This window comes from Pedobacter sp. GSP4, from assembly GCF_051857575.1.
GTDB lineage: Bacteria > Bacteroidota > Bacteroidia > Sphingobacteriales > Sphingobacteriaceae > Pedobacter.
In genome coordinates this window covers 53363-75795 of the sequence record NZ_JBPZIR010000014.1, presented here as the reverse complement: position 1 = coordinate 75795, position 22433 = coordinate 53363, and the positions used below count along the sequence as shown (strand labels likewise).

Annotated in this window: 16 protein-coding genes and 2 tRNA genes; 10 read left to right on the top strand and 8 right to left on the bottom strand. The window is 40.6% G+C overall.

What is annotated here, in order from left to right:
• Nucleotide 1 precedes the first annotated feature (1 nt).
• Nucleotides 2-619 carry a recombination mediator RecR gene (gene recR, locus ACS5PU_RS24030; protein ID WP_439461700.1) on the bottom strand — a complete coding sequence of 206 codons (618 nt, stop codon included), beginning with the start codon at nucleotides 617-619 and terminating at the stop codon, nucleotides 2-4.
• Nucleotides 620-1273: 654 nt separating this feature from the next.
• Between recR and ACS5PU_RS24025 the strand changes: the two genes are divergently transcribed.
• The 4 genes from ACS5PU_RS24025 to ACS5PU_RS24010 all read left to right on the top strand — a co-directional run bounded on the left by ACS5PU_RS24025 (nucleotide 1274) and on the right by ACS5PU_RS24010 (nucleotide 4736).
• Complete coding sequence (locus ACS5PU_RS24025; protein WP_439461699.1) at nucleotides 1274-2782, top strand: sodium:solute symporter; 1509 nt, start codon at nucleotides 1274-1276, stop codon at nucleotides 2780-2782.
• 18 nt (nucleotides 2783-2800) lie between these two features.
• Nucleotides 2801-3508, top strand: a complete 708-nt coding sequence (locus ACS5PU_RS24020; protein WP_029278019.1) for a TIGR00730 family Rossman fold protein — start codon at nucleotides 2801-2803, stop codon at nucleotides 3506-3508.
• A gap of 208 nt (nucleotides 3509-3716) precedes the next feature.
• The gene (locus ACS5PU_RS24015; RefSeq protein ID WP_439461698.1) at nucleotides 3717-4217 is read left to right on the top strand and encodes a hypothetical protein; all 501 of its coding nucleotides are present in this window, start codon (nucleotides 3717-3719) and stop codon (nucleotides 4215-4217) included.
• Nucleotides 4218-4241: 24 nt separating this feature from the next.
• Nucleotides 4242-4736 carry a hypothetical protein gene (locus ACS5PU_RS24010; protein WP_439461697.1) on the top strand — a complete coding sequence of 165 codons (495 nt, stop codon included), beginning with the start codon at nucleotides 4242-4244 and terminating at the stop codon, nucleotides 4734-4736.
• Nucleotides 4737-4739: 3 nt separating this feature from the next.
• On the opposite strand, the gene arsC is transcribed toward ACS5PU_RS24010, so the two are convergent.
• From arsC to ACS5PU_RS23995, 3 genes are all read right to left on the bottom strand, one after another.
• A complete protein-coding gene (gene arsC, locus ACS5PU_RS24005; RefSeq protein WP_439461696.1) occupies nucleotides 4740-5084 on the bottom strand; it encodes an arsenate reductase (glutaredoxin) in 345 nt (114 codons plus the stop codon).
• A 9-nt stretch (nucleotides 5085-5093) separates the two neighbouring features.
• Nucleotides 5094-5684 carry a DUF502 domain-containing protein gene (locus ACS5PU_RS24000; protein ID WP_439461695.1) on the bottom strand — a complete coding sequence of 197 codons (591 nt, stop codon included), beginning with the start codon at nucleotides 5682-5684 and terminating at the stop codon, nucleotides 5094-5096.
• A 265-nt stretch (nucleotides 5685-5949) separates the two neighbouring features.
• Nucleotides 5950-8409: a bifunctional UDP-N-acetylmuramoyl-tripeptide:D-alanyl-D-alanine ligase/alanine racemase gene (locus tag ACS5PU_RS23995; RefSeq protein ID WP_439461694.1), complete on the bottom strand. Its 2460-nt coding sequence runs from the start codon at nucleotides 8407-8409 to the stop codon at nucleotides 5950-5952.
• Nucleotides 8410-8470: 61 nt separating this feature from the next.
• Between ACS5PU_RS23995 and ACS5PU_RS23990 the strand changes: the two genes are divergently transcribed.
• The 3 genes from ACS5PU_RS23990 to ACS5PU_RS23980 all read left to right on the top strand — a co-directional run bounded on the left by ACS5PU_RS23990 (nucleotide 8471) and on the right by ACS5PU_RS23980 (nucleotide 9286).
• Complete coding sequence (locus tag ACS5PU_RS23990) at nucleotides 8471-8959, top strand: regulatory protein RecX (RefSeq protein ID WP_439461693.1); 489 nt, start codon at nucleotides 8471-8473, stop codon at nucleotides 8957-8959.
• A gap of 95 nt (nucleotides 8960-9054) precedes the next feature.
• Nucleotides 9055-9130, top strand: a tRNA-Gly gene (locus ACS5PU_RS23985).
• 72 nt (nucleotides 9131-9202) lie between these two features.
• A tRNA-Leu gene (locus ACS5PU_RS23980) sits at nucleotides 9203-9286 on the top strand.
• A gap of 248 nt (nucleotides 9287-9534) precedes the next feature.
• Here the strand turns inward: ACS5PU_RS23980 and ACS5PU_RS23975 are convergent.
• From ACS5PU_RS23975 to ACS5PU_RS23960, 4 genes are all read right to left on the bottom strand, one after another.
• Nucleotides 9535-12729 (bottom strand): DUF2264 domain-containing protein, encoded by a 3195-nt coding sequence (locus ACS5PU_RS23975; RefSeq protein ID WP_439461692.1) that lies wholly within the window; start codon nucleotides 12727-12729, stop codon nucleotides 9535-9537.
• Between the two features lie 240 nt (nucleotides 12730-12969).
• Nucleotides 12970-14856, bottom strand: a complete 1887-nt coding sequence (locus ACS5PU_RS23970) for a glycoside hydrolase family 36 protein (protein WP_439461691.1) — start codon at nucleotides 14854-14856, stop codon at nucleotides 12970-12972.
• 759 nt (nucleotides 14857-15615) lie between these two features.
• Complete coding sequence (locus tag ACS5PU_RS23965; RefSeq protein ID WP_439461690.1) at nucleotides 15616-15870, bottom strand: hypothetical protein; 255 nt, start codon at nucleotides 15868-15870, stop codon at nucleotides 15616-15618.
• 219 nt (nucleotides 15871-16089) lie between these two features.
• Nucleotides 16090-16914, bottom strand: coding sequence for an alpha/beta hydrolase (locus ACS5PU_RS23960; protein WP_439461689.1), 825 nt, complete (start codon nucleotides 16912-16914; stop codon nucleotides 16090-16092).
• A 215-nt stretch (nucleotides 16915-17129) separates the two neighbouring features.
• Between ACS5PU_RS23960 and ACS5PU_RS23955 the strand changes: the two genes are divergently transcribed.
• From ACS5PU_RS23955 to ACS5PU_RS23945, 3 genes are all read left to right on the top strand, one after another.
• Nucleotides 17130-17549 carry an SRPBCC family protein gene (locus tag ACS5PU_RS23955; RefSeq protein WP_439461688.1) on the top strand — a complete coding sequence of 140 codons (420 nt, stop codon included), beginning with the start codon at nucleotides 17130-17132 and terminating at the stop codon, nucleotides 17547-17549.
• A gap of 179 nt (nucleotides 17550-17728) precedes the next feature.
• On the top strand, nucleotides 17729-19120 hold the full coding sequence (locus ACS5PU_RS23950; RefSeq protein ID WP_439461687.1) for a TolC family protein: 1392 nt from the start codon (nucleotides 17729-17731) through the stop codon (nucleotides 19118-19120).
• 15 nt (nucleotides 19121-19135) lie between these two features.
• Nucleotides 19136-22420: an efflux RND transporter permease subunit gene (locus ACS5PU_RS23945; RefSeq protein WP_439461686.1), complete on the top strand. Its 3285-nt coding sequence runs from the start codon at nucleotides 19136-19138 to the stop codon at nucleotides 22418-22420.
• Nucleotides 22421-22433 lie beyond the last annotated feature (13 nt).

The following is a 22433-nucleotide window of genomic DNA, read 5'->3' as shown; positions in this document are numbered from 1 at the left end:
ATTATTTCATCATTGCAGTTTCGTAAGGTACACGGGTAACAATCGATCTGCCCAGTGTAATTTCATCTGTGTATTCGAGCTCGCCCCCAAAGGCTATACCACGGGCAATGGTGGTAACGGGTACATTAAATTCTTTTAACCTTTTGTACAGATAAAACAAAGTCGTGTCGCCTTCCATATTCGGACTTAAGGCCAAAATGATTTCTTTAATCCCACCTGCAGCAACCCTCGATACCAAGCCATCAATAAACAGATCGGCAGGGCCAATACCATCCATTGGAGAAATTAAACCGCCCAAAACGTGGTAAACCCCAAAATATTGACCTGTATTTTCGATTGCCATCACATCTCTGGTATCTTCTACCACACAGATAGTTTCTTTATCACGCTTGTGCGAAGTACAGATTTCGCAAACGGTATAATCAGAAATATTGTGGCAGGTGCTACAATGTTTAATCTGCTGTTTTAATCTGATAAAAGTATTGCCAAACTGGTTTACCTCCTCCTGTTCTTTGTTTAAAAGATGTAAAACCAAACGTAAAGCGGTTTTTTGGCCTACACCAGGAAGTTTCGAGAATTCGTTTACCGCATCTTCTAGCAGTTTGGATGAGAAATTCATAATGCAAAAATAAGTAATTAGTTCAATAGTTCATTGGTCATTGGTTCATTGGTAAAGCAAATTGGTTAATCGGTTAATTGTTTGAACTGGTTAACTGTTCCATACTAATTGCTAAACTGTTAAATTGCTGTATTGCGAACTGAAAACTGGTTCATCTTTTGACCATTAAGAAATTAAGTACATTAAGATATTATTGATGGATGCTATTGATTATTGTTTATTGGTAAAGCAAATTGGTTAATCGGTTAATTGTTTGAACTGGTTAACTGTTCCATACTAATTGCTAAACTGTTAAATTGCTGTATTGCGAACTGAAAACTGGTTCATCTCTTGACCATTAAGAAATTAAGCACATTAAGATATTATTGATGGATGCTATTGATTATTGTTCATTGGTAAAGCAAATTGGTTAATCGGTTAATTGTTTGAACTGGTTAACTGTTCCATACTAATTGCTAAACTGTTAGATTGATGTATTGTAAATTGAAAACTGCCAACTGAAAACTGGTTCATCTCTTGACCATTAAGAAATTAAGCCCATTAAGATGCTATTGATTATTGGTGATTGGTTAATTGGTTATTGGTCATTGGTCATTGCAAGAATATTGCTTGATTTGATAGTTTTCTTTACATTTATCAGCTTAATACAAAACTATGTCTCCAACCATTCTCTTATGTTTTCTGATCGGTTATTTTTTATTGCTGATTATTATTTCGTTCGTAACTTCAAAAAACTCATCTGATAATTCGACTTTCTTTGTTGCCAACCGGAATTCTAAATGGTATTTGGTAGCCTTTGGAATGATTGGAACGGCACTTTCTGGTGTTACATTTATATCTGTTCCCGGCGAAGTTGGCGCGCCGAGTGGAAACCAGTTCCAGTATTTTCAGTTTGTTCTGGGCAATGCTGTCGGCTTTATCATTATCGCCACGGTTTTACTTCCACTGTATTACCGGATGAATTTAACATCCATTTACAGCTACATCGAAAAAAGATTAGGCCATTACAGTTATAAAACGGCAGCATCGATATTTTTATTGAGCCGCACACTGGGCTCGGCAACCAGATTATACCTGGTGGTTATTGTATTGCAGCGTTTTATATTTGATAACTACGGTATCCCCTTTTGGTTAACGGTATTAATTTCGCTGGCATTGATATGGTCTTACACTTTTAAGGGCGGTTTAAAAACCATCATCATTACCGATACGCTGCAAACGTTTTTCCTTGTATTATCGGTTTTCTTAACCATTTACTTTATCTGCAACAGTCTGGATTTCAGCATCCCACAGGCATTTGAAACGGTAAAAAACAGCAGCTATTCCAAAATATTCTTTTTAAATGATTTCCTGACCAATAAATTCTATTTCAGCAAACAGTTTATTGGGGGAATTTTTGTTACCATTGCCATGACAGGCCTAGATCAGGATTTAATGCAGAAAAACCTGAGCATGGGTACCATTAAGGAAGCACAAAAGAACATGTTTACTTTTACAGGGGTATTTGTAATCTTAAATGTTTTCTTTTTAAGTGTAGGAGCACTCTTATACATCTTTGCAGCAAAAAACGGCATCGATATCCCATTAGATCATATTACCGGTAAGCCACGGACAGATTTACTTTTTCCCGAAATTGCCTTAAACAACCTTGGTGCTGTGCCGGCCATTATATTTATGCTCGGCTTAACTGCGGCCACCTTTGCCACAACCGATTCGGCCCTTACTGCTTTAACCACCTCCTTCTGTGTAGATTTTTTAGGCATGGATAAGGCGGAAAACTTAAATGCCGAAACTGCAGTAAAAAAGCGCCATACCGTACACGTAGCTTTCTCTATCCTGATGTTTTTGGTAATTCTTGTAATCAATGCGCTCAACAGCTCATCGGTGGTAAGCTTAATTTTCACCATTGCCTCTTATACCTATGGCCCGCTTTTAGGATTGTATAGTTTTGGATTATTTGTAAAAAAACGTGGTCTTCATGATAAATTAGTGCCGATAGTTTGCTTATTATCGCCTTTTTTATGTTACTTGCTTGCCACGTACTCTACCACGTTATTGGGTGGTTACGTTTTTAGTGTTGAACTGATTTTGATTAACGGTTTAATCACATTTATAGGGTTATTGTTCATCAGCAAAAAAACTGATGCCCAGACCAAATTTTAATATTTAGCATAACAGTATATGACGAGTGAAGAAAAAATCAGAAGCGCTTTCGAAAACAAAGACTGGCAAGAAATTAAGGTAACCGATTCTTGGCAGATTTTTAAGATCATGGCAGAATTTGTAGACGGTTTTGAAAAATTGGCAAAAATCGGTCCATGTGTAACCATTTATGGCTCGGCCCGTACCGCTCAAACCCACAGGTATTATCAATTGGCCGAACAGTGCGGTAAATTACTAACCGATAGAGGTTACGGAGTAATTACAGGCGGTGGCCCAGGTATTATGGAGGCCGGTAATAAAGGTGCGCATACCAACGGAGGGAAATCAGTAGGTTTAAACATCGAATTGCCTTTTGAGCAGTTTCACAATAAATATATAGACCACAATAAGCTGTTAGAATTTGATTATTTCTTTGTACGCAAGGTAATGTTCATGAAATACAGTCAGGGTTTTGTGGTTTTACCAGGCGGTTTTGGCACCATGGATGAGCTTTTTGAAGCTTTAACCTTAATCCAGACCGGTAAAATTGCCCGTTTCCCGATTGTATTGGTTGGTGTTGATTATTGGGGAGGATTAATCGATTGGATTAAAGGCACCATGCTACAAAAAGAACACAATATACACGAAGAAGATTTAAATCTTTTTAGGTTGGTAGATACCGCCGAAGAAGCTGCAGAGCACATTTTCCGTTTCTACGATAAGTATGTGCTTAAACCGAATTTCTAGCTTTGTTGGTTAATTGGTTAATTGTTTAAATCGGTTAACTGGAAATTGCAAACTGTTGATAGGTTAAGGGTTAATTGTTTAAATCGGTTAACTGGAATTGCAAACTGTTAACTGAAAACTGCCAACTGAAAAGTGCTTACCAAAAATAAGCACTTTTTTTTGCTGTAACATCTGGAGTGATTTACCATCTAAAACGAAACGCATAAATATGTCGAAACTCATCAATTGGAAAAATAATTGGTTTAGCGGAAACTTTCAGCTTTTTGTTGCTGGTGCCCAAAAAGGAATGATCACCTTTAGCACGTGGAGGAGTGATGCAGAAAGCATGTTCGAAGATAAAAACTATCAATTTGTAAACGAGGGTTTCTGGCAATCGAGAACCAAGGTAATCGATAGAAAAACAAATGAACTGGTTGCAATCATAACTTACGACAGCTGGAAATCGAAGGCGGTAATCAGTTTAAGCAGTGGCGAACAGTACGAATGGAGATCGACAGGCATTTGGAAAACACAGTTTACGGTAAGCAATTATAAAGATGTGCACATTATGTATAGCGCAAGCAGTAACAGTGGTGCCATATCGGCTGATACGGGCAGCGAGCTGTTAATTATAACAGGTTTGTTTATCAAACAGATTTACAACAAACGTGCGGCTGTACTTGTTGCTTGTTTTATACCGCTTATAACGGTTTCCATAAACCGTCATTAATAACAAATTAAATCCTTTGGTGAGATGGAACAGGTATTATATTGGAGAAAAGGTTTATTTGACAGCAACTATCAGTTATTTGACCGTGCACAACTGAAGTTTGCCATGAATTTTAGTTCCTGGAAAAATTCGGCAGTGGCCACCATGCAAAGCGGAATTTATCTTTTAAAAAGCGAAGGTTTTACCAAACCAGAAACCAAAGTGCTGAACAATGCAAATGAGGTTTTAGCCACCATTACATACGATTGGCTTGGTTTGAAAGCAAAAATTAACCTGGCTACCGGCGAAACCTTTGATTGGAGCTACCAAAACAGCTGGTTAAGCCGCTGGTCGTTAAACAACCGTCAGGATAAACAGGTTCTCTTTAGTGCTTCGGCAGGTAAAGGCAATGTGCATACCAACGTAAATGATGATATGCTTATTCTTTACGGCCTTTTTATCCGCGAATATTACTCCAGGATTCTTTTTGGGTTTATCATTTTGGTGATTATCCTGTTTAGCTGCAGAAATATTCTGTAAACGCTAACCTAAAATCTCTTTTATCTTTTCCGTAGGCCTTGCAATAACCGCTTTTTCACCCGAAATTACAATGGGTCTTTCAATCAATATAGGATGTTCAACCATGGCATCGATCCATTCCTCATCGGTTAAGGTTTTGCCTTTATAGTTTTCTGTAAAAACCTTTTCACCTTTGCGGATCAATTCTATAGGCTTAATACCTAATTTTTGAATAATTTCTTGAAGCTGGGTTGTATTGGGCGGAGTTTCCAGGTAATAAACCACCTCAAAATCTTTTCCGCTTTTTTCAAGTTCTTCCAAAGCACAACGGCTTTTAGTGCACCTGTTATTGTGATAAATCGTAATCATGTAGGATTGTTAAAGTCCGCTTACGCCACCGCTTACTACCAATTTCATGGCATCGGCTGCAGTCATATGCAAATCAGTTACCTTATCGCGCTGTACAATACAAAGCTGGCCAGCAAAAGAGTAAGACAGCGGAAAATATACCGCAACCTCATCAGGAAGGTTAAGCTTATGCAGATCGTTCTGTGTTAAAAAACCAATTTTTTTAAGACCTCCCTCTACTTCCACCAGTACAGGGTGGTTAAATTTCTTCTCATCGCCTACAAAAGCTTCTGTTAAATCTTTTATAGAAGAATAAATGAAATTAAGCAGTGGCAACCGCTGCATAATGCGCTGAAACCAATTGTACATGGGTTCGGTTACCAAATTGGTTACAAAAATACCGGCAAGCAAAATGATGGTTAAAACGGTTAATAAACCTAAACCCGGAATATTGCGGCTCTCGCCGGTGGTTGGATTTACCCCTAAAATATTGTTTACATTTAACCAGCTATCAACAGTTGTAACCGCCCAAACCACAATAAAAATACTCACGGCAATGGGTACAACAATTAATAAACCTTTTATCAAATAGTTTAAAACAGCTTTCCCGACTTTATTCATGATGCAAAACTAACATTTTTTTTTTGAAGGAGTTTAGTAGTTCATTAGTCATTGGTTCATTGGTTCATTGGTCATTGGTTCATTGGTGCAAGGTGCCTATCATAACAAATGCATTATACCAATGATTAAATATGTGATTTGCTATACTAATGAACTAAATAGGCAATTTGCCTTACTAATGACCAATGAACTAATGACCAATGAACGACATAAGCAATTTGCTATACTAATGACGAATGAACAAATGAACTACTGAACTACTAAGTTATTCATAAAAATAAACCCTTTTAACCCTTTGCGATATATTGGTCAAAATTTCATATGGGATGGTGTTGATATCGCTGGCCAACTGCATAATGGTGTGTTCTTTATTAAAAACGATTGCCTCATCGCCTGCCTTGACATCAATACCGGTAATATCCAACATGGTCATATCCATACAGATAGAACCAATGGTTGGCACAAGCTGTCCGTTGATGAGCATTTTACCTACCCCATTTCCAAATGCGCGGCTATATCCATCGGCATAACCAATTTTTACGGTGGCTATTTTACCTCCATTGGGCATCACCCCTTTTCTGCTGTAGCCAACAGTCTCCCCTGCTTCTAGTACCTTTATCTGCGTAACCGTGGTTTTTAATACCATTACCGTTTGCAGTCCGCGGTTATTGGCCAAGGCCGAATCGAAACCGTATAGACCGATACCTAGGCGTACCATATCCATCTGACTTTCGGGCCAGCGCGAAATACCTGAAGTATTGGCAATGTGCAACAGCGGCCGATAACCCAATACTTCGATAAGCTGATCGGCAATAACTTTAAACTTGTTAATCTGCTGTTGTGTAAATCCATCGTGCTCGGCCTCTCCGCTTGCTACCAGGTGGGAAAAAATGCTCTGCACTTTTATTTTTGACGAGTCTTTCAACACTTCGAATAGGGTATTCACCTCCGATTGATCGAAACCCAAACGGTGCATACCACTATCTATTTTAAGGTGGATGGGGTAATTAAAATCAAAATCCGACAGTGCATTTAAAAAACTATTCAGGATTTCGATGCTGTATATTTCGGGTTCAAGCTTGTGTTTAATAATCGCTTCGAAAGCAGATTCTTCCGGGCTCATTACCATTATCGGCAAGGTAATACCGGCTTTGCGCAGCGCGATACCCTCGTCGGCATAGGCTACGGCAAGGTAATCTACTTTATGGAACTGCAATAGGTTGGCGATTTCGAAACTCCCACTACCATACGAGAAAGCTTTAACCATGGCCATCATTTTAACGCCTGGCTTAATTTTAGAACGGTAGAACTGAAGATTACCTACCATGGCATTCAGATCGATCTCCAAAACGGTATCGTGTATTTTCTGCGTGAGCAGTTTACTTATCCTGCCAAATTCGAAACGCCTGGCCCCTTTAACCAAAATGGTTTCATGGCTAAACTGCAGTCCAGGGAAAGCCTCTACAAACGCATTGGTATCCTCAAAAAACTGGGTTTCAAACTTAAAAAGATCTGCGTACAAAGCAATATGTGTACCTATGCCGATCAACCGGTTCACCTTTTTTTGCTGTAGCAGCTCGGCAATTTCTGTATATAAATCGCGGTCTTGTCTACCGGTTTCAAATAAATCGGAAAGGATAACCGTTTTTTTAGCGTGCTGGTTCTGTTGGTTCAAAAAATCGAGCGCAATGGCCAGCGAAGAAATATCGGCACTGTACGAATCATCAATAATAGAACATTGATTGATGCCGTTTTTAAGTTCCAGGCGCATGCTTACATGGCTTAACTTTTCCAACCTGGCATCGGCCTGTTCTGGAGTGTAGCCTAGCGCTAACAATGTTGCCCAACAGATCATGCCATTTTCTATCGATGCTTTATCCTTAAAAGGTAAAAGGCATTCTATTTCCCTGTTTTCGTAAATAGCCCTCAAATAACAGTTTCCTTTAATGGGCTCAACTGCAGTAATCTGTAAATCAGCAGCTTGTTTACTGCTCCAGCTAAACTGTTTTTTACCAGGTATATCTTTTAAACCCAGCTCAGTTACATATTCGGGCGAATAAATAAATAGCTCTGAAGCTGCAAAAAGCTTCAGTTTTTCGGTTAGCTTTTCTTTTTTCGAACTGAAACCTTCGGCATGTGCTTCGCCGATATTGGTTAAAATGCCAATTTCAGGATGTATAATTTCTGCCAGGCGCTGCATCTCGTTTACAGCTGATATACCGGCTTCAAAAATACCCAGGGTATGTTCAGCTTCAATCTGCCAAACCGAAAGCGGTACCCCTATCTGCGAATTATAACTCTTGGGGCTTTTTACAATATTAAAATCGGCTGCCAAAAGCTGATATAACCACTCTTTAACAATTGTTTTACCATTGCTGCCCGTAATGCCGATGGTTTTAAGGTTAAACTGGTTACGGTGTTCGGTGGCCAGTTTTTGCAGCGCCAGTAAAGCGTCATCAACCAGTAAAAAATTGCAGTCGGGATATTGGCTGATGTATTTTTGGTCGGTAATTACAAAATTCCGGATGTCTTTGACATAGGCATCGTTGATAAACCCGTGCCCATCGCGGTGAGAGGAGAGCGCAAAAAAAACAGAATGCTCTGGCACCAATACCGAACGGCTATCTACCAGTAAATATTGAATAACTACTTCTCCATCAACCAATTTGGCATCGGCATTTAAAATTTCGGCTATTTTTGCAATGGTGTATATTGGATTTTGCATGCTGTTATATTCAGAAAAATACGGTAATCGCTTTTATTTTTACGAATTTCAGTAATTAATTATGAAAAGCGGTAAACAAGACACAGTATTATTGGATAAAAAGCAAGCGCTGGCAAAAGCCGAAAGTTTTTGCGTTTACCAGGAGCGTTCGCAAAAAGAAGTGCGGTATAAATTGGTAGAATGGGGAATGCGCGGCGATGAGCTGGAAGAAATTATAAGCGAACTGATCCTGAATAATTTTTTAAACGAAGAAAGGTTTGCCAAAACTTATGCATCGGGCAAATTTAACATCAAACACTGGGGCCGGATAAAAATTAAACAGGGTTTAAAGCTGAAAGGTGTACCGGATAAAATTTTGCAAAAAGCAATTTACAGCCTCGACGATGACGATTATCTGCAAACGATAGAAAGATTGGCGGTGAAAAAGGCCGACAGTTTGAACGAAAATGATCCTTTTAAAAGAAAAAATAAGCTGATGAGCTACCTTCAGGCAAAAGGTTTTGAAACTGATTTAATTTTACTTGCACTGAAAGCCAGCAATTTAAATTAAATATTAAATTTTTAATAAAAAATCTCTTGACAGATATATAAATCTGCCTATATTTGCATCACCAAAACGAAACAACAACATCAGTTTTGTTTAATGCGAAAGTAGCTCAGTTGGTAGAGCACGACCTTGCCAAGGTCGGGGTCGCGAGTTCGAATCTCGTCTTTCGCTCCAATAAAATGCCTTCCTACCAGAAGGCATTTATTTTAAAGTTAACCAAGCCGATGGAGATCGGTAGCGGCTAATGCTCGGGTGGTGGAACTGGTAGACACGCAGGACTTAAAATCCTGTGCTTTCAAAGGCGTGCGGGTTCGATTCCCGCCCCGAGTACTAAGCCGTGATCGGTACGAATTTTCGTCCTGACACGGCTTTTTTTATTTCACAGCGTTCAGTTTATCAAAGAAATAAAAGATGGAGCGCGAGCTTCACGGATAGAGGATGCACACTAGCTACTCTGCAGAAAATAAAAAGCGCCCATATTCTATAGGGCGCCTTTCAACTAAATTAATGGCAGTTATCATTTCTTAAACACTGACCACGATTAGCTTTAAGTCTTTACAAATAAAAACCAGCTAGAATTAGTAATCTACCGCATAATCCTTTTTAAACGGCTTCCCACTCCAGGCCTTACACTGTGTCCATTCAGTAAATGGTGCTGTCCAAAACTCATCTGTTGCAGGTAATCCCAGGGGTAGAAATACCAATGAGGTGATGTACATACTCCCTGTATTGGAATAGTAATCGGCCAGATTTGTTTGCTGGCTACCAACCAGCCCTAAAGTAAGTAAACCGCCTTTGGTAAATGTAGACGGAACGAACATCTTTTTCATCACTGCGGTTAAAGCACAACGGACCTGTGCTGGCTTAATATCTTCTGGTAAAGCATGCTCTAGGGCCAATTGCGTTAATGGTTGAAAAGCCCCAACCCGGTAAGTAGATGAACGCCCCACTACTACGTAGGTACCTTCTGGCGAAATATACCGCTCTTGAAAGGAAGCATAGCGTTGCATACGTTTGTAGGCCAAATCGCAATCTTTTTGGCTGTGCCGCCCATTTTTTACATTGGCCCGCAGCACATGCACCAGCATAGGATGAATTACAAAACCATTGTAATGATCGAAATGGAAGTTTTTCCCATCACTGTACCATCCATCACCAACGTACCAGCTGGTTATTTTTTCAATTGCATAATCAATTCTGCTGGCCTCAATTTTTTCACCAATACTAAGCAAAAATGTCTCAACCATAGCGGCAAAAAGCAGCCAGTTACTTTGGGGAGGTTCTACTTTCCGCAGGTTCTTAAACTCTTTAATAAATCTTTGCTTGGTCACAGTACTCAAAGGTTCCCATAAAGTTGCGGGAGCTACGAGAAAAGCCTGAGCGATATAGGAAGCATCTACCAAAGGTTGACCAGGTGTATTTGGCATCTGCCCCCAATCCAGATAATCGTGACTGCTTGGATCCACAGCATGTGCCAAACTTTGTAAGGTTTGTTCGCGTAAACGTTTTCTGATCTGTCCTTCAGCTGTATCCTCATCTGGTAAAGCAAGAAAAGGGGCTAAACCCGCAATCAGCCTACCAAAGGCTTCAAGGTAAGCCACCTCTTTGCTTCTTCCATCCCATATGGGGCTATACTCCATTACCGTATTTTTGTGCAGCAAACCCTTACATGCCATGGTGGCATAGCCTTCGAGTTCAATTTCGATATTTTTGCCCGATGTGAATTTTACAGGCCACGAGTCCTGATAAGGGAAAACAACATCGGCATGATAGGTTTGTCCGGGTGCTGCCTTAAAGTTAACCGACTGATCGAAAGGTACCGTAAGCTTTTGGGTAATTGCGCTGGTATTTCTAACAATCAGTACACCCTTTTCTCCACTCCATCCAACATAACCATATGTATTTCCTTCATCTGGCCGCCCGCCCACATAAACGGTATTCGTTAATTCATCGAGATGTTTTTTTGCCCAGTTGTGCTGCCTACATAATACTTTCCAGTCTTCTGGTTTCATTACCTGTGGCGAAATGTACCACTCTTTTAATAAAGTTCCCCTACCGTAATGCATTAATACATATTCAGCCCAGTCTTGTAAATTATCTTCTTTGCTCTCCATCCTACCCGTGGTGCTTTTAATAATTCCATGGGTCATTAAACGTGATATCGGGATCAGTGGCCTATCATCCGGCTTGCCGAAGATACGCCAGATATAGGTATCCCTATCGGTAGAGCCCATGGCGCGTGTAGAAATTTCGGGCCAGTTACCGTTTGTACCGTCATCTCCGGCCAGCATCCATAAATAATCCGCATACATTAACCACCATGGCGAAAACCATATCCAATTGGTCATATTCTGATGAATATTGGGATTTAATTTTCTGGTGGCCTCGAGCACCTCAATTGTAGCATTCAGGGTTGCTTCATGACCGTGCCTATCGGTTGCAGGATGATTATTGCCATCTGCCATATCGCTGAGTACATTAAAATCATGCTTATAGTAACTTAAGTTGAGTGACTTCGCAATTTCGGGTATTTTTTTCAGCACTTCTGCCTTGTATTTGCTTGCAGATAAGCTATAATTGCGGCCAAACTTGCTGAAATAAGAATTGAGCTTTGCTTCGTGGTAACCGTTCTCCTTCCCCCAGTCTATGTTATTGGTGTACCCGTTTAATGATAGCCACAAACCAAAACCTACTCCTTCGTTCTGCAGTTGATCACTTAGTGCTTTTACATCTGCATAACCATTGGGAAAATAGTTTTTGGAAGGTTCCCAGATCGATTTTCTATCCTGCCAACCATCATCAGCCACCATGGCATCTAACTTTATCCCATACGGACTAATGGCTGATCTGTAATCGCGCCACACATTGATCAATCCATCACCTTTTAAATCTTTAGCTTTAGGCTCAAACCAATTGTTAAAATGCAAAAAAGAGCGTGGAGCTTTCCACAGTGTGGCCAGATAGCCCATAAATGCAGTTTGTATGGTTTCTTGGTTTAAAGCCACGCCAGCCACAGCTATTTTACTGATTATACAATAGCCTGAATGTTGCTGTACCGTGTTTCCGGGAAAATGCATGAGCCTGATCAATCCATTTTCCGGTTTCGGTTCAACATCTCTGTTTTCAAGATTAATATAGCTGTAATTGCCAACGCTATCATAGCTACGGGCATAGTTTCGTGGCATATTGCCGTTGGTATGCCTGGTATAGGCTCCGGGATATTCCAATCCAAAAAACCATTGTCCATTTACAAAAACAGGTTCGCCCCGCCCGCCGCCTTTTGCAGGTTTTGGGCTAACAAACCGTTCAATCTCCAAGCGATCCACAGTTGCGGGTTTGTTATAGTTCAAGGTTACAATTTTGCGGATGTATGGTGCGCCTGTTACCAGAAAATACTTAATGTTCATTTCATCCGGGACAGCCTCTTTACCTTTTACAGTTGGCAAAGGACGGTAAGTTATGCTGATGAAACTGGTATCGCCATGTTTGTAAACAGCCGGTTTTTTAACCGCAGTAAAGTTCCCGATTCCATAGGTTTTATTGCTGTTTATGGGCAATATGTTTAGCTCATCACTTTTTACCATAAGGGTTTTACCGCCTTTAAGGGTCGAAAAGCTGATGGTGCGCCAAACCTCTCCATCAAACCGGAGCGTTCTTTGCACAAGGTTATTTTTTAAGGTAAGCTGTTGGGCCTTTACAGCAAATGGCAGTATCAAAAAAAAGTAAAGCAAAATTCCACAGAGAAATTTGTGCGCGCATTTATGATATTTCATTCGGTTTAGTTTTTTTCTGTTGATCAAAGATAATCTTTTTCACAACTGAGCTTATTCGGACACCAATACCAGCTCTAAAAACTTCATTAATTCCCCACCAGTAATAGCTTTAGGCTTTAAAATAAACTGCTGGCTTCCTGACTCAAGGCTTACCTTGCCGAGTTCATTTTTTTTTGATCACTTTTTGGCTCGGCAACATCACAATTAAAAAACAATTGACAATCAATACATTACAAAAAGCTAATTGGTTTTTCTAGCTTCAATCACCAAGGCCGATCTACCGGCGAGCTCGTTAATTACATATTCTTTGGTAAAAATGCCAAGCTTATGGCCTGTCCACTTGTCGGTCAACTCATATTTTCCCTCAGGCAGTTTAACCAAGCGTTTTACGGGCGCATCTCCCCAATTAAATACACTATAGGTGTCATATCCATTTAACTTCATTACGCCTACTTCAAAATTTTCGTTCTCAAAACGGGCGGCAACACCTGTTGGGGGAATGAGTTTCTTTAAAATATCCAATCTATCAACTGGTAAAGCGGTAAGATCATCGCCGTTAAGCAGCATACCGCCACTGGCATAAACGGTAGCTGCATGAAACAAAAACTCGTTTAGCGGTATCGGCACAGTACTTCTCGTTTTTTTACCTGCATTATCAACAATATCCACCGATCCTTCTCCATTTAGCACTACGCAGTCGGGATCGTTCCACCATAGGCGGCCGTTCTGCCAGCCTCTAAGCAAATTTTGACGGCCAATCTGCTTGAACTTATTCCATGACCGGCTTACATCACCTGAGCTTCTAGAGCCGTGTATAAGTCCTAATGACGGCCACAAAGGGTGGTTGCAGCCCAAAAGAAAGGCATCGCCTGCTCCCTTACGGATAGCTTCCATGCCCCTGCGATAAGCTTCTATCCGCGTTGCTTTTTTATCATAATGCACACCTCCGTGCAATGCTCCCCAAACATTGGCATCGAGCTTAAAATAGGTACAATGCCATTTTTCACGCATGGTTTTAAACAGTTCTACAAAGAATTTTTGTACTTCGGGATGGGTACCATCCAACATATACCATGGCCCTTGGCGCCAACCGCCAAAGCTCAATTTATTAGAAAGCAGCGGCTGTCCATTTTCATCTTTTACCATCCAATCAGGATGTTCTTTGAATAATTTGGATTTAGGACTGGCAATAAATGGCGCCACCCAAATTGCAGGTTCTAATTTTGCATCATGTATCTCATCGAGCACTTTTTTTACGCCACCGTTAAAAGCTTCACCTGGTTCCAGCCAATCGCCCATCCAGGGTTGGTATCCATCGTCTATTTGTACATAACGTAATGCAGGTAGATTTTTGGATATCCAATTGGTATTATCGGATACATTTTGGGCTGTAACCCTTGGACCAAAACAATACCAACTGCACCAGCCAACCGGTACAGGTGCTTTACTTATTTTAGGGTGGTGTATATTTATGGCAGCCGTTAGCTTGTCGTACAACTGCTCCCTATCTGCCGAGGTAAATGCAGCAAACTCTTCCAAACCCCATTTTTTGCCAGCTTCAAGCTGCAGGTTTTCACAGTCGAAAGAAATGCGCAGACGCTTGGCATCGAATGAGAACCTGGAAATGAATTTATTACAAGAAGTGCTTGCCAGTAATACACGGTTACCAGCCGATAATTGAAGCATCATCATACCGTAAATGGTGCGCAGGTTTTCTGGTTCGGGAATTTTATAATGTTCCCGTTCTCTATAGGCTACATCAACTGGTTTAGCCAATGTACCTCCGGTTTGAGAGAGTTTGGTATAGCCCTCTCCGTAAATGGCTGTGTTTTCGGGCAGCCCATGTTGCATATCAAACACAATAACTTCTTGTATAGAAAGCGGCTCTGCTGTTCTGTTGATCAGTTCAAAGCTGCAAAGGTCTCCTTTCCAAATTCTTTTAAACGATATCTGTTGGGCTGTGGCCACTGAGCCATCCGCCAGCACTATTTTAAAGGGCGCTTGGCGCAGTTGCTGTAACCAATCTCCATCAGGCCGATTACTTTTAAAAGCGAATGCTAAACTGGTAACCACCAATAGTAGGATGCCCGTAAATGTTTTTTTTGTTGAGGTTTTAAACGATGTCATGTTATATGTTTAGTAAAATGCTTATAGAGTTAGTACTTTTTGGGAACGAAATTTTTAACCGGTCCGATCCACCACTTCGCAAATCTGCTAATCCTGCCTTTAGTTTTCGCTTTGAATCAACAAGGCTTCGTTGCGGTAGCTATAGCCATTGCGTTTTAAACAACCCGCTTTAGGTATTGCCCTATGGCAATCCTAAAACTGGGCTACTTATCTTACCTAAATTAAACTTGAGTATTTTTCAATGGCATACGTGTAGCTGTAGCCCGATTACGTGTGGGAACTGGTTTTCATTTAAACCCCTGGTTGTTTTATATTCATACAAAAATTTGGTTAGTGTCGTGTTAACAAAGATAGCCGCCACTAAAGTTTACCTAAGGGTGTTATTTTAAATAAATAGGGTGTAATCTTTAATTTAATTGCTTTCACTCTATTTTTTGAGATGCCTGCCCATGCAATATTAGCTGCTACGGGAATTCTAAAATAGTTAGGCTATCAAATGATAAATTTACAGGCAATTGAACGGAAAAGGGTAGAAAAACTTCTCGAATTAGAGGTAGATTCTTCTTTAATTTGACATATTTAGGATCTACAGCACAAAGTTCGTCCAGTTTGGCGGCATCTATTTACACTTCTAAGAATCAGAATTATGTATTTCTGTAAAAAGAGAGAAAAAATTATAAAAAAAACGAAAAGCTCCAAAAACAAAAAAGCTTCCTTTTAAGATTAAAAGAAAGCCTTTTTAAAGATCTAAATTACCGCTTAACTTAATATAATCTGGTAATTTACATTTACTCTTTTTGGATAATTACTGTCTTCGTTGTTTAATGAAACAAAGGTAGCATTGCCATGAACTTCATTTTTCAGGGCATCCTCATAATGCGATTGGATAGTTTTTTGAAAATCGCCTTCAAGATTTTTTGCAGTTTCGGCTAAAAGATTTCGGTCATTCAAGTTTTCTGGCAATAAGGTGATATCGCAGTTACCCTCGCTTATTTCTTTGACTAAGTATTTCATTTTTTGTTTTAAATCTTCGTTTCCCGCTTTAAAAGTAATGTTCCGGGAACGGCCAAAAATATATTAACTCTATATTTTTCATGTAATCTAAAAGTTAATTTTCGAATAATATCGCAAATAAGTTGCGGTGCAATGGTCGCGCAATTTTTAAAAAACCTACAAACTACTGATATACAACCAACAAAAAAAATCAAACCGCTAATAAATAGCCTATTTAAATCAATTTACTTTATTCAAGCTAAAATAATTGTTCATAAATACGCTTTGAAACTTAATCGCATTTGCCCAATAATCCCAATTGTGTACACCAGGCCTAGTTGTAAAATCGTGCGGAATGTTATTGTACACCAGTTCTTCGTGCAAACGTACATTGGCCTTATAAAAAAAATCGTCTAGCCCACACTCAATAGCAATAGCAAGTGCGCCCTGCTTAATCAGGTAAACCAGATCAATCACACTGTTCTGTTTCCAGCGTTCAGGAAACTCATCCAAAGGTCCCAATCTTTTCGAAATATTCCATCCATTTGGAAAGGGCTTAATATCCACCCCACCACTCATACTGCCAACCGCTCCAAAAACGTCTTGGTGTTTAATGGCCAGGTAAAGTGCACCATGCCCTCCCATACTTAAGCCGGTAATGGCCCTTCCCTTTTTTTCGGCAATGGTTTTATAATGCTCATCAATGTAACTCACCAGCTCTTTGGCTACATAGGTTTCATATCTCCAGGCAGGATCCACCGGGCTATCAAAATACCAGCTGGTTACGTTACCGTCGGGGCATACAATGATAAACTGATATTGATCTGCCAAATTTTTAATTACAGGCACTTTTTTTACCCATTCGGCATAACTGCCACCGGCCCCATGAAGCAGGTAAAGCACAGGAAAAGATTTTCCGGTTTGATAGGCATCTGGCTTAATAACCACTGCCTTTATATTTTTTTTCATCGATTTACTGTAGGTTATAGCGGTATCTACTTCGGCAGCAGTTGCCACTTTTGTGAACAAAAGCAAACAGATGGCTATAAAAAGACTTTTTTTCATGTATAATTAATATTTTGAGGAGATTATATAGGGCTAAATTTATAAAATTACCCTGCATTCTTTTCAGTTAAATCGTTTTAAAAAGAATAGCAGCTTATTTTAGTGTCTCAGCCAATTAAACGAATGACGGTTACACCCCTAAATTTGTCGCATTTACACTTTTTGGGACGTAAAAGTTCCTATAACTTTACTTAAACAATTTAAACAAAGAAAACATGGAAAATAGCACATCAATTACCGTTGAAACTACAGTAAATGCACCCATCGAAAAAGTTTGGGAATTTTGGAACAATCCTGATCACATTACCAAGTGGAGTTTTGCCTCGCCCGATTGGCACACACCGTATTCGGAAAATGATTTAAAAGTTGGCGGCAAATTTAAAAGCACTATGGCCGCTAAAGATGGCAGCATGAGTTTCGATTTTGAAGGAACCTATACCACTGTTGATGAACATGAAAAAATTGAATACGCTATTGCCGATGGCAGAGCAGTAAGTATCATTTTCGACGCCTTGGGCGAAAGCACCAGAATTACCGAAACTTTTGATGCAGAAAATACCAACCCAATAGAAATGCAGCGAGGTGGATGGCAGGCCATTTTAGACAATTTTAAAAGCTACACTGAAGCTTCTTAATAAAATATTGGTCTTAATTACAAGTCCCCTTTGCAAATAACCAATGTAAAGGGGATTTTTGTTTAATCAGTACCGCTAAGTAACAATTCGATTATTATTTGATTCGCATAATTTTTGATTTGAACCAAATACTTTGATATCGCTACCAAAATTTACATTTGCCGTGTAAATTATACACTATGTACCGTATATCTTTATTCTACTATCCCTTATTTCTATTTATTAATCTATCTATTGGCGTAAGTGCGCAAACGCTCAGCTTAAAACAGGCTGTAAATACCGCGTTAACCAATTATGGTACCATTAAGGCCAAAGATAATTACGCAAATGCCTCAAAATTTTCTATCCAGCAGGCCAAAAGAGAATATTTACCCAACTTTAGCCTAAGTGCACAGCAAGATTACGGAACCATTAACGGTCAAAATGGTCCACAGTATGGATTTGGAGGTTTGGGCACGGCCTCATCAGGTCCGGCGCTTGATAAACAGAACTGGAATGCCGCGTTCGGGGCACTTTACCTGGCTAACGTAAACTGGGATTTTTTCACTTTCGGCAGAATCAGGGAGCGCATAAAAATTGCCGATGCCGCCTATCAAAGAGACAGAAATGACCTGGAGCAGGAGAAATTCCAGCAAGAAATCCGCGTTTCTGCAGCTTATTTAAATTTACTGGCCGCACAAAGATTAACCAAATCACAGCAGAAAAATTTAGAAAGGGCCATTACCTTTAAAAACACAGCGGTAATCAGGGCCAAGAACGGCTTAATTGCAGGTGTCGATTCATCTTTTGCGAAAGCAGAGGTTTCGAACGCTAAAATAGCCTTAACCAAAGCGAAAGATCTGGAGCAGGAACAGGCCAACCGTCTTGGCATTTTAATGGGGCAAACAGCAACTTCATATGATCTGGACACCACATCCATTACCAGGATTCCAAGCAATTTATTGGCAGATACAACAGTTAAAAGTGCGCATCCGGTATTAAAATTTTACCAAAACCGTGTAGAGGTGAGTGAGCAGCAGCTCAGTTATTTTAAGAAACTATATTATCCAACCCTCTCTTTATTTGGGGTTATGCAGGGCCGTGGTTCGGGTTTTAGTCCGGGTTATGCCTTGGATCAAACGGCTTATTCAACCAGTTATGCAGATGGCATCAACCCTACCAGGGGAAACTATTTGATTGGCATAGGAATGAGCTGGAATCTTTCCTCGCTACTTAAAAACCGGCCACAGGTAAGGGCGCAGGCCTATATCAGTGCAGGTTTAAAAGATGAGTACAACCTGGCCGATCAGCAGTTAAAGGCACAGCTGGCCTTAGCCGAATCGAAACTCATTAACGCACTGGCCAACTATAACGAAGCACCCATCCAGGTAAAAGCCGCATCTGATGCTTACCTGCAAAAAAGCACACTGTATAAGAATGGATTAACTACACTGGTTGATTTAACACAGGCCCTTTTTACACTTAACCGCGCCGAAACGGATAGAGATATTGCCTTTACAAATGTTTGGCAGGCTTTATTGCTAAAATCGGCCGATTTGGGCAATTACGACATATTTATAAACGAATTTTAATCTGGCAATATATAAATGAACTTAATCCGTTTTGCACTCCGCAAACCCATTTCCATCTTAGTTTTAGTGGCAGGTTTGTTCTTTTTTGGTATTGGGGCCGTTAACCAGATCAAGGTTGATATTTTACCGCAGATGAACCTTCCGGTAATTTATATCGCCCACCCATTTGGCGGTTACACCCCCGACCAAATGGAAGCTTATTTTGGCAAGCAGTACGTTAACATTCTGCTCTTTGCCAATGGGATAAAAAGCATCGAAACCAAAAACACCCAAGGTTTGATGCTGATGAAACTGACCTATTACGAAGGTACGAACATGGCGCAGGCCGCGGCAGAGCTCAGTGCGCTTTCTACCCGTGCACAGGCTATTTTCCCACCAGGTTCGCAACCTCCCTTTGTTATCCGCTTCGATGCTTCTTCCCTGCCGGTTGGTCAGCTGGTACTGAGCAGCCCAATCCGTTCCAACAACGAGCTGCAGGATCTGGCCAATACCTATGTGCGCCCCAGTTTCTCGGCTATCCCGGGTTTACTCTCACCCGCACCTTTTGGCGGTAGTCCACGAACAATAGAAATTAACGTTAACCCATCTTTACTGCGCTCGCATAACCTAACGGTAGATCAGGTGGTTGAAGCCATAAGGTTAAATAACCAGACCGCTCCATCCGGAAATGTGAGGATTGGCGATAAAAACTATCTCACCCCTACCAACTACACCATTAAAAAGGTTAAAGATTTCGAAAACATCCCCCTGTTTAAGGGCAGTGTGCAAAATTTGCAGCTCCGCGATGTAGCTACGGTTAAAGATGGGGCCGATTTGGTGGCCGGTTATGCTTTAATTAACGGTAAACGCTCTGTATATCTTAGCATTGCCAAATCAGGAGATGCTTCTACCTGGGATGTGGTTAAAAATTTAAAGAAAAACTTACCCAACATTCAAAGTTCATTGCCCGAAGATGTTAAACTATCGTACGAGTTCGACCAATCGGTTTACGTAATCAATGCCGTAAAAAGTCTGGTAAGCGAAGGTGCCATCGGCGCTATTTTAACAGGATTAATGGTTTTGCTTTTCCTGGGCGATAAACGCGCAGCCTTGATTGTAATCCTAACCATTCCAACTTCGATTATTGCCGGCGTACTGTTTCTCAAACTTTTCGGGCAAACCATCAACATCATGACTTTGAGCGGATTGGCTCTGGCCATTGGTATTTTGGTTGATGAATCGACCGTAACAATCGAAAACATCCACCAGCATTTTGATATGGGTAAACCCAAGGCCCTGGCCATTTGGGATGCCTGCAAGGAAATTGCTTTCCCGAAACTGTTAATCCTCTTTTGTATCCTGGCTGTATTTGCACCTGCTTTTACCATGACCGGCATTCCGGGAGCCTTGTTCTTGCCTTTGGCACTGGCCATTGGTTTTTCGATGGTGGTTTCTTTTCTTTTATCGCAAACTTTTGTACCAATTATGGCCAATTGGCTCATGATTGCGCACCCTAAAAAAGGCGCTGAAAACCATCCGGGCATTACACAGGACGAGGCTGATTTTGCAGCGACCGGAATTACGCTCGAATCGGAAAAGGATACCCTGAACCAAAAAAGGATCCTGGTTGAAAGGGAAGATTTTAGCGGTAATGGCAAAATTGGTTTCTTCGATAAATTCAGAAACCGTTTTATGCGCTTTTTAGACAGGATATTGCCTTACAGGAAATCGGTTGTTTTGGCTTATCTGGTTGTAATTATCGGCCTTGCAGCATTGCTATTGGTAAATATTGGCCGCGATGTTTTACCCAGGGTAAATTCGAGCCAGTTTCAGCTGCGCTTACGTGCCCCCGATGGAACACGTTTAGAACGTACCGAAGAAAAAGCCAATACCGTGTTGGCCGAACTGAAAAAAATGGTGGGTGAAACACATTTGGGCATCTCTTCCATCTACGTTGGCCAGCATCCTGCACAGTTTTCGGTAAACCCCATTTATCAGTTTATGGCTGGTCCGCATGAGGCTGTTTTCCAAGTGAGTTTGAAAGATTACGAGGAAGATATGGATGATTTTAAGGATAATTTTAGGGCAAAAATTAAAACGCTTTTACCTGATGTTAAACTTTCTTTCGAACCGATAGAACTTACCGATAAAGTATTGAGCCAAGGTTCACCTACTCCTGTTGAAGTGAGGATTGCCGGAAAAAACAAAAAGTTGAATGAACAATATGCCAATAAAATACTGACCGAATTGAAGGAAATCCCTTACATGCGCGATGTGCAGATCGCCCAGCCCATTAAATATCCTTCGCTCAATATCGATATCGACAGAACCCGCGCTGCGCAGATCGGCGTAGATATGGCCGATATTTCCAGATCGTTGATCGCTTCAACTTCATCATCACGCTATACCGATAAAAACATCTGGCTGGATGAAAAAGCAGCCTTGCCATATAGTGTTCAGGTGCAGGTTCCGCTTAACCAAATGACCAGTAAAGATGATATCGGAGAAATTCCTTTGTTGAAAAACTCGGCAAGACCGGTGTTAAGCGATGTAGCTAAAATTACGCCTGACACCACCGCTGGCGAAAACGACAACATCGGCGCTATGCCTTTCTTATCTGTAACGGCAAACCTTTACCATACCGATTTGGGAACAGCCTCAAAAGATGTAGCCAAGGCCATTAAGGATGTTGGCGAACTGCCAAGGGGTTTAAATATTTCGCCAATAGGTTTAAGTAAAGTATTAACCGAAACCCTTGACAGTTTACAATCGGGATTATTTGTGGCTATTGTGGTGATTTTTCTGATGTTGGCCGCTAATTTCCAATCGTTTAAAGTTCCATTGGTTATTTTAGCCACCGTACCTGCGGTTATTCTGGGGTCGCTGCTGCTATTAACCATAACAGGTTCAACCTTAAATTTGCAATCTTATATGGGTATCATCATGTCGGTTGGAGTATCTATCGCCAATGCCGTTTTACTGATCACCAATGCCGAGCAATTAAGAAAACATAACGGGAATGCGCTCGAATCGGCGCGCGAAGCCGCAGCATTGCGCTTACGCCCAATTATTATGACCAGTATTGCCATGATTGCCGGAATGTTGCCTATGGCCATTGGTCATGGTGAAGGCGGTGGAGCCGTTTCGCCACTGGGCAGAGCAGTTATTGGTGGTTTATTGGCTTCTACCTTTGCCGTATTGATTATATTGCCACTGGTATTTGCATGGGTACAGGGAAAACAGACAACAGATTCTATCTCACTCGATCCAGAAGATAAAGACAGCATCCATTACATTAAAGGTTTAGAAGAAAACGAATAAAATCAGCATCACA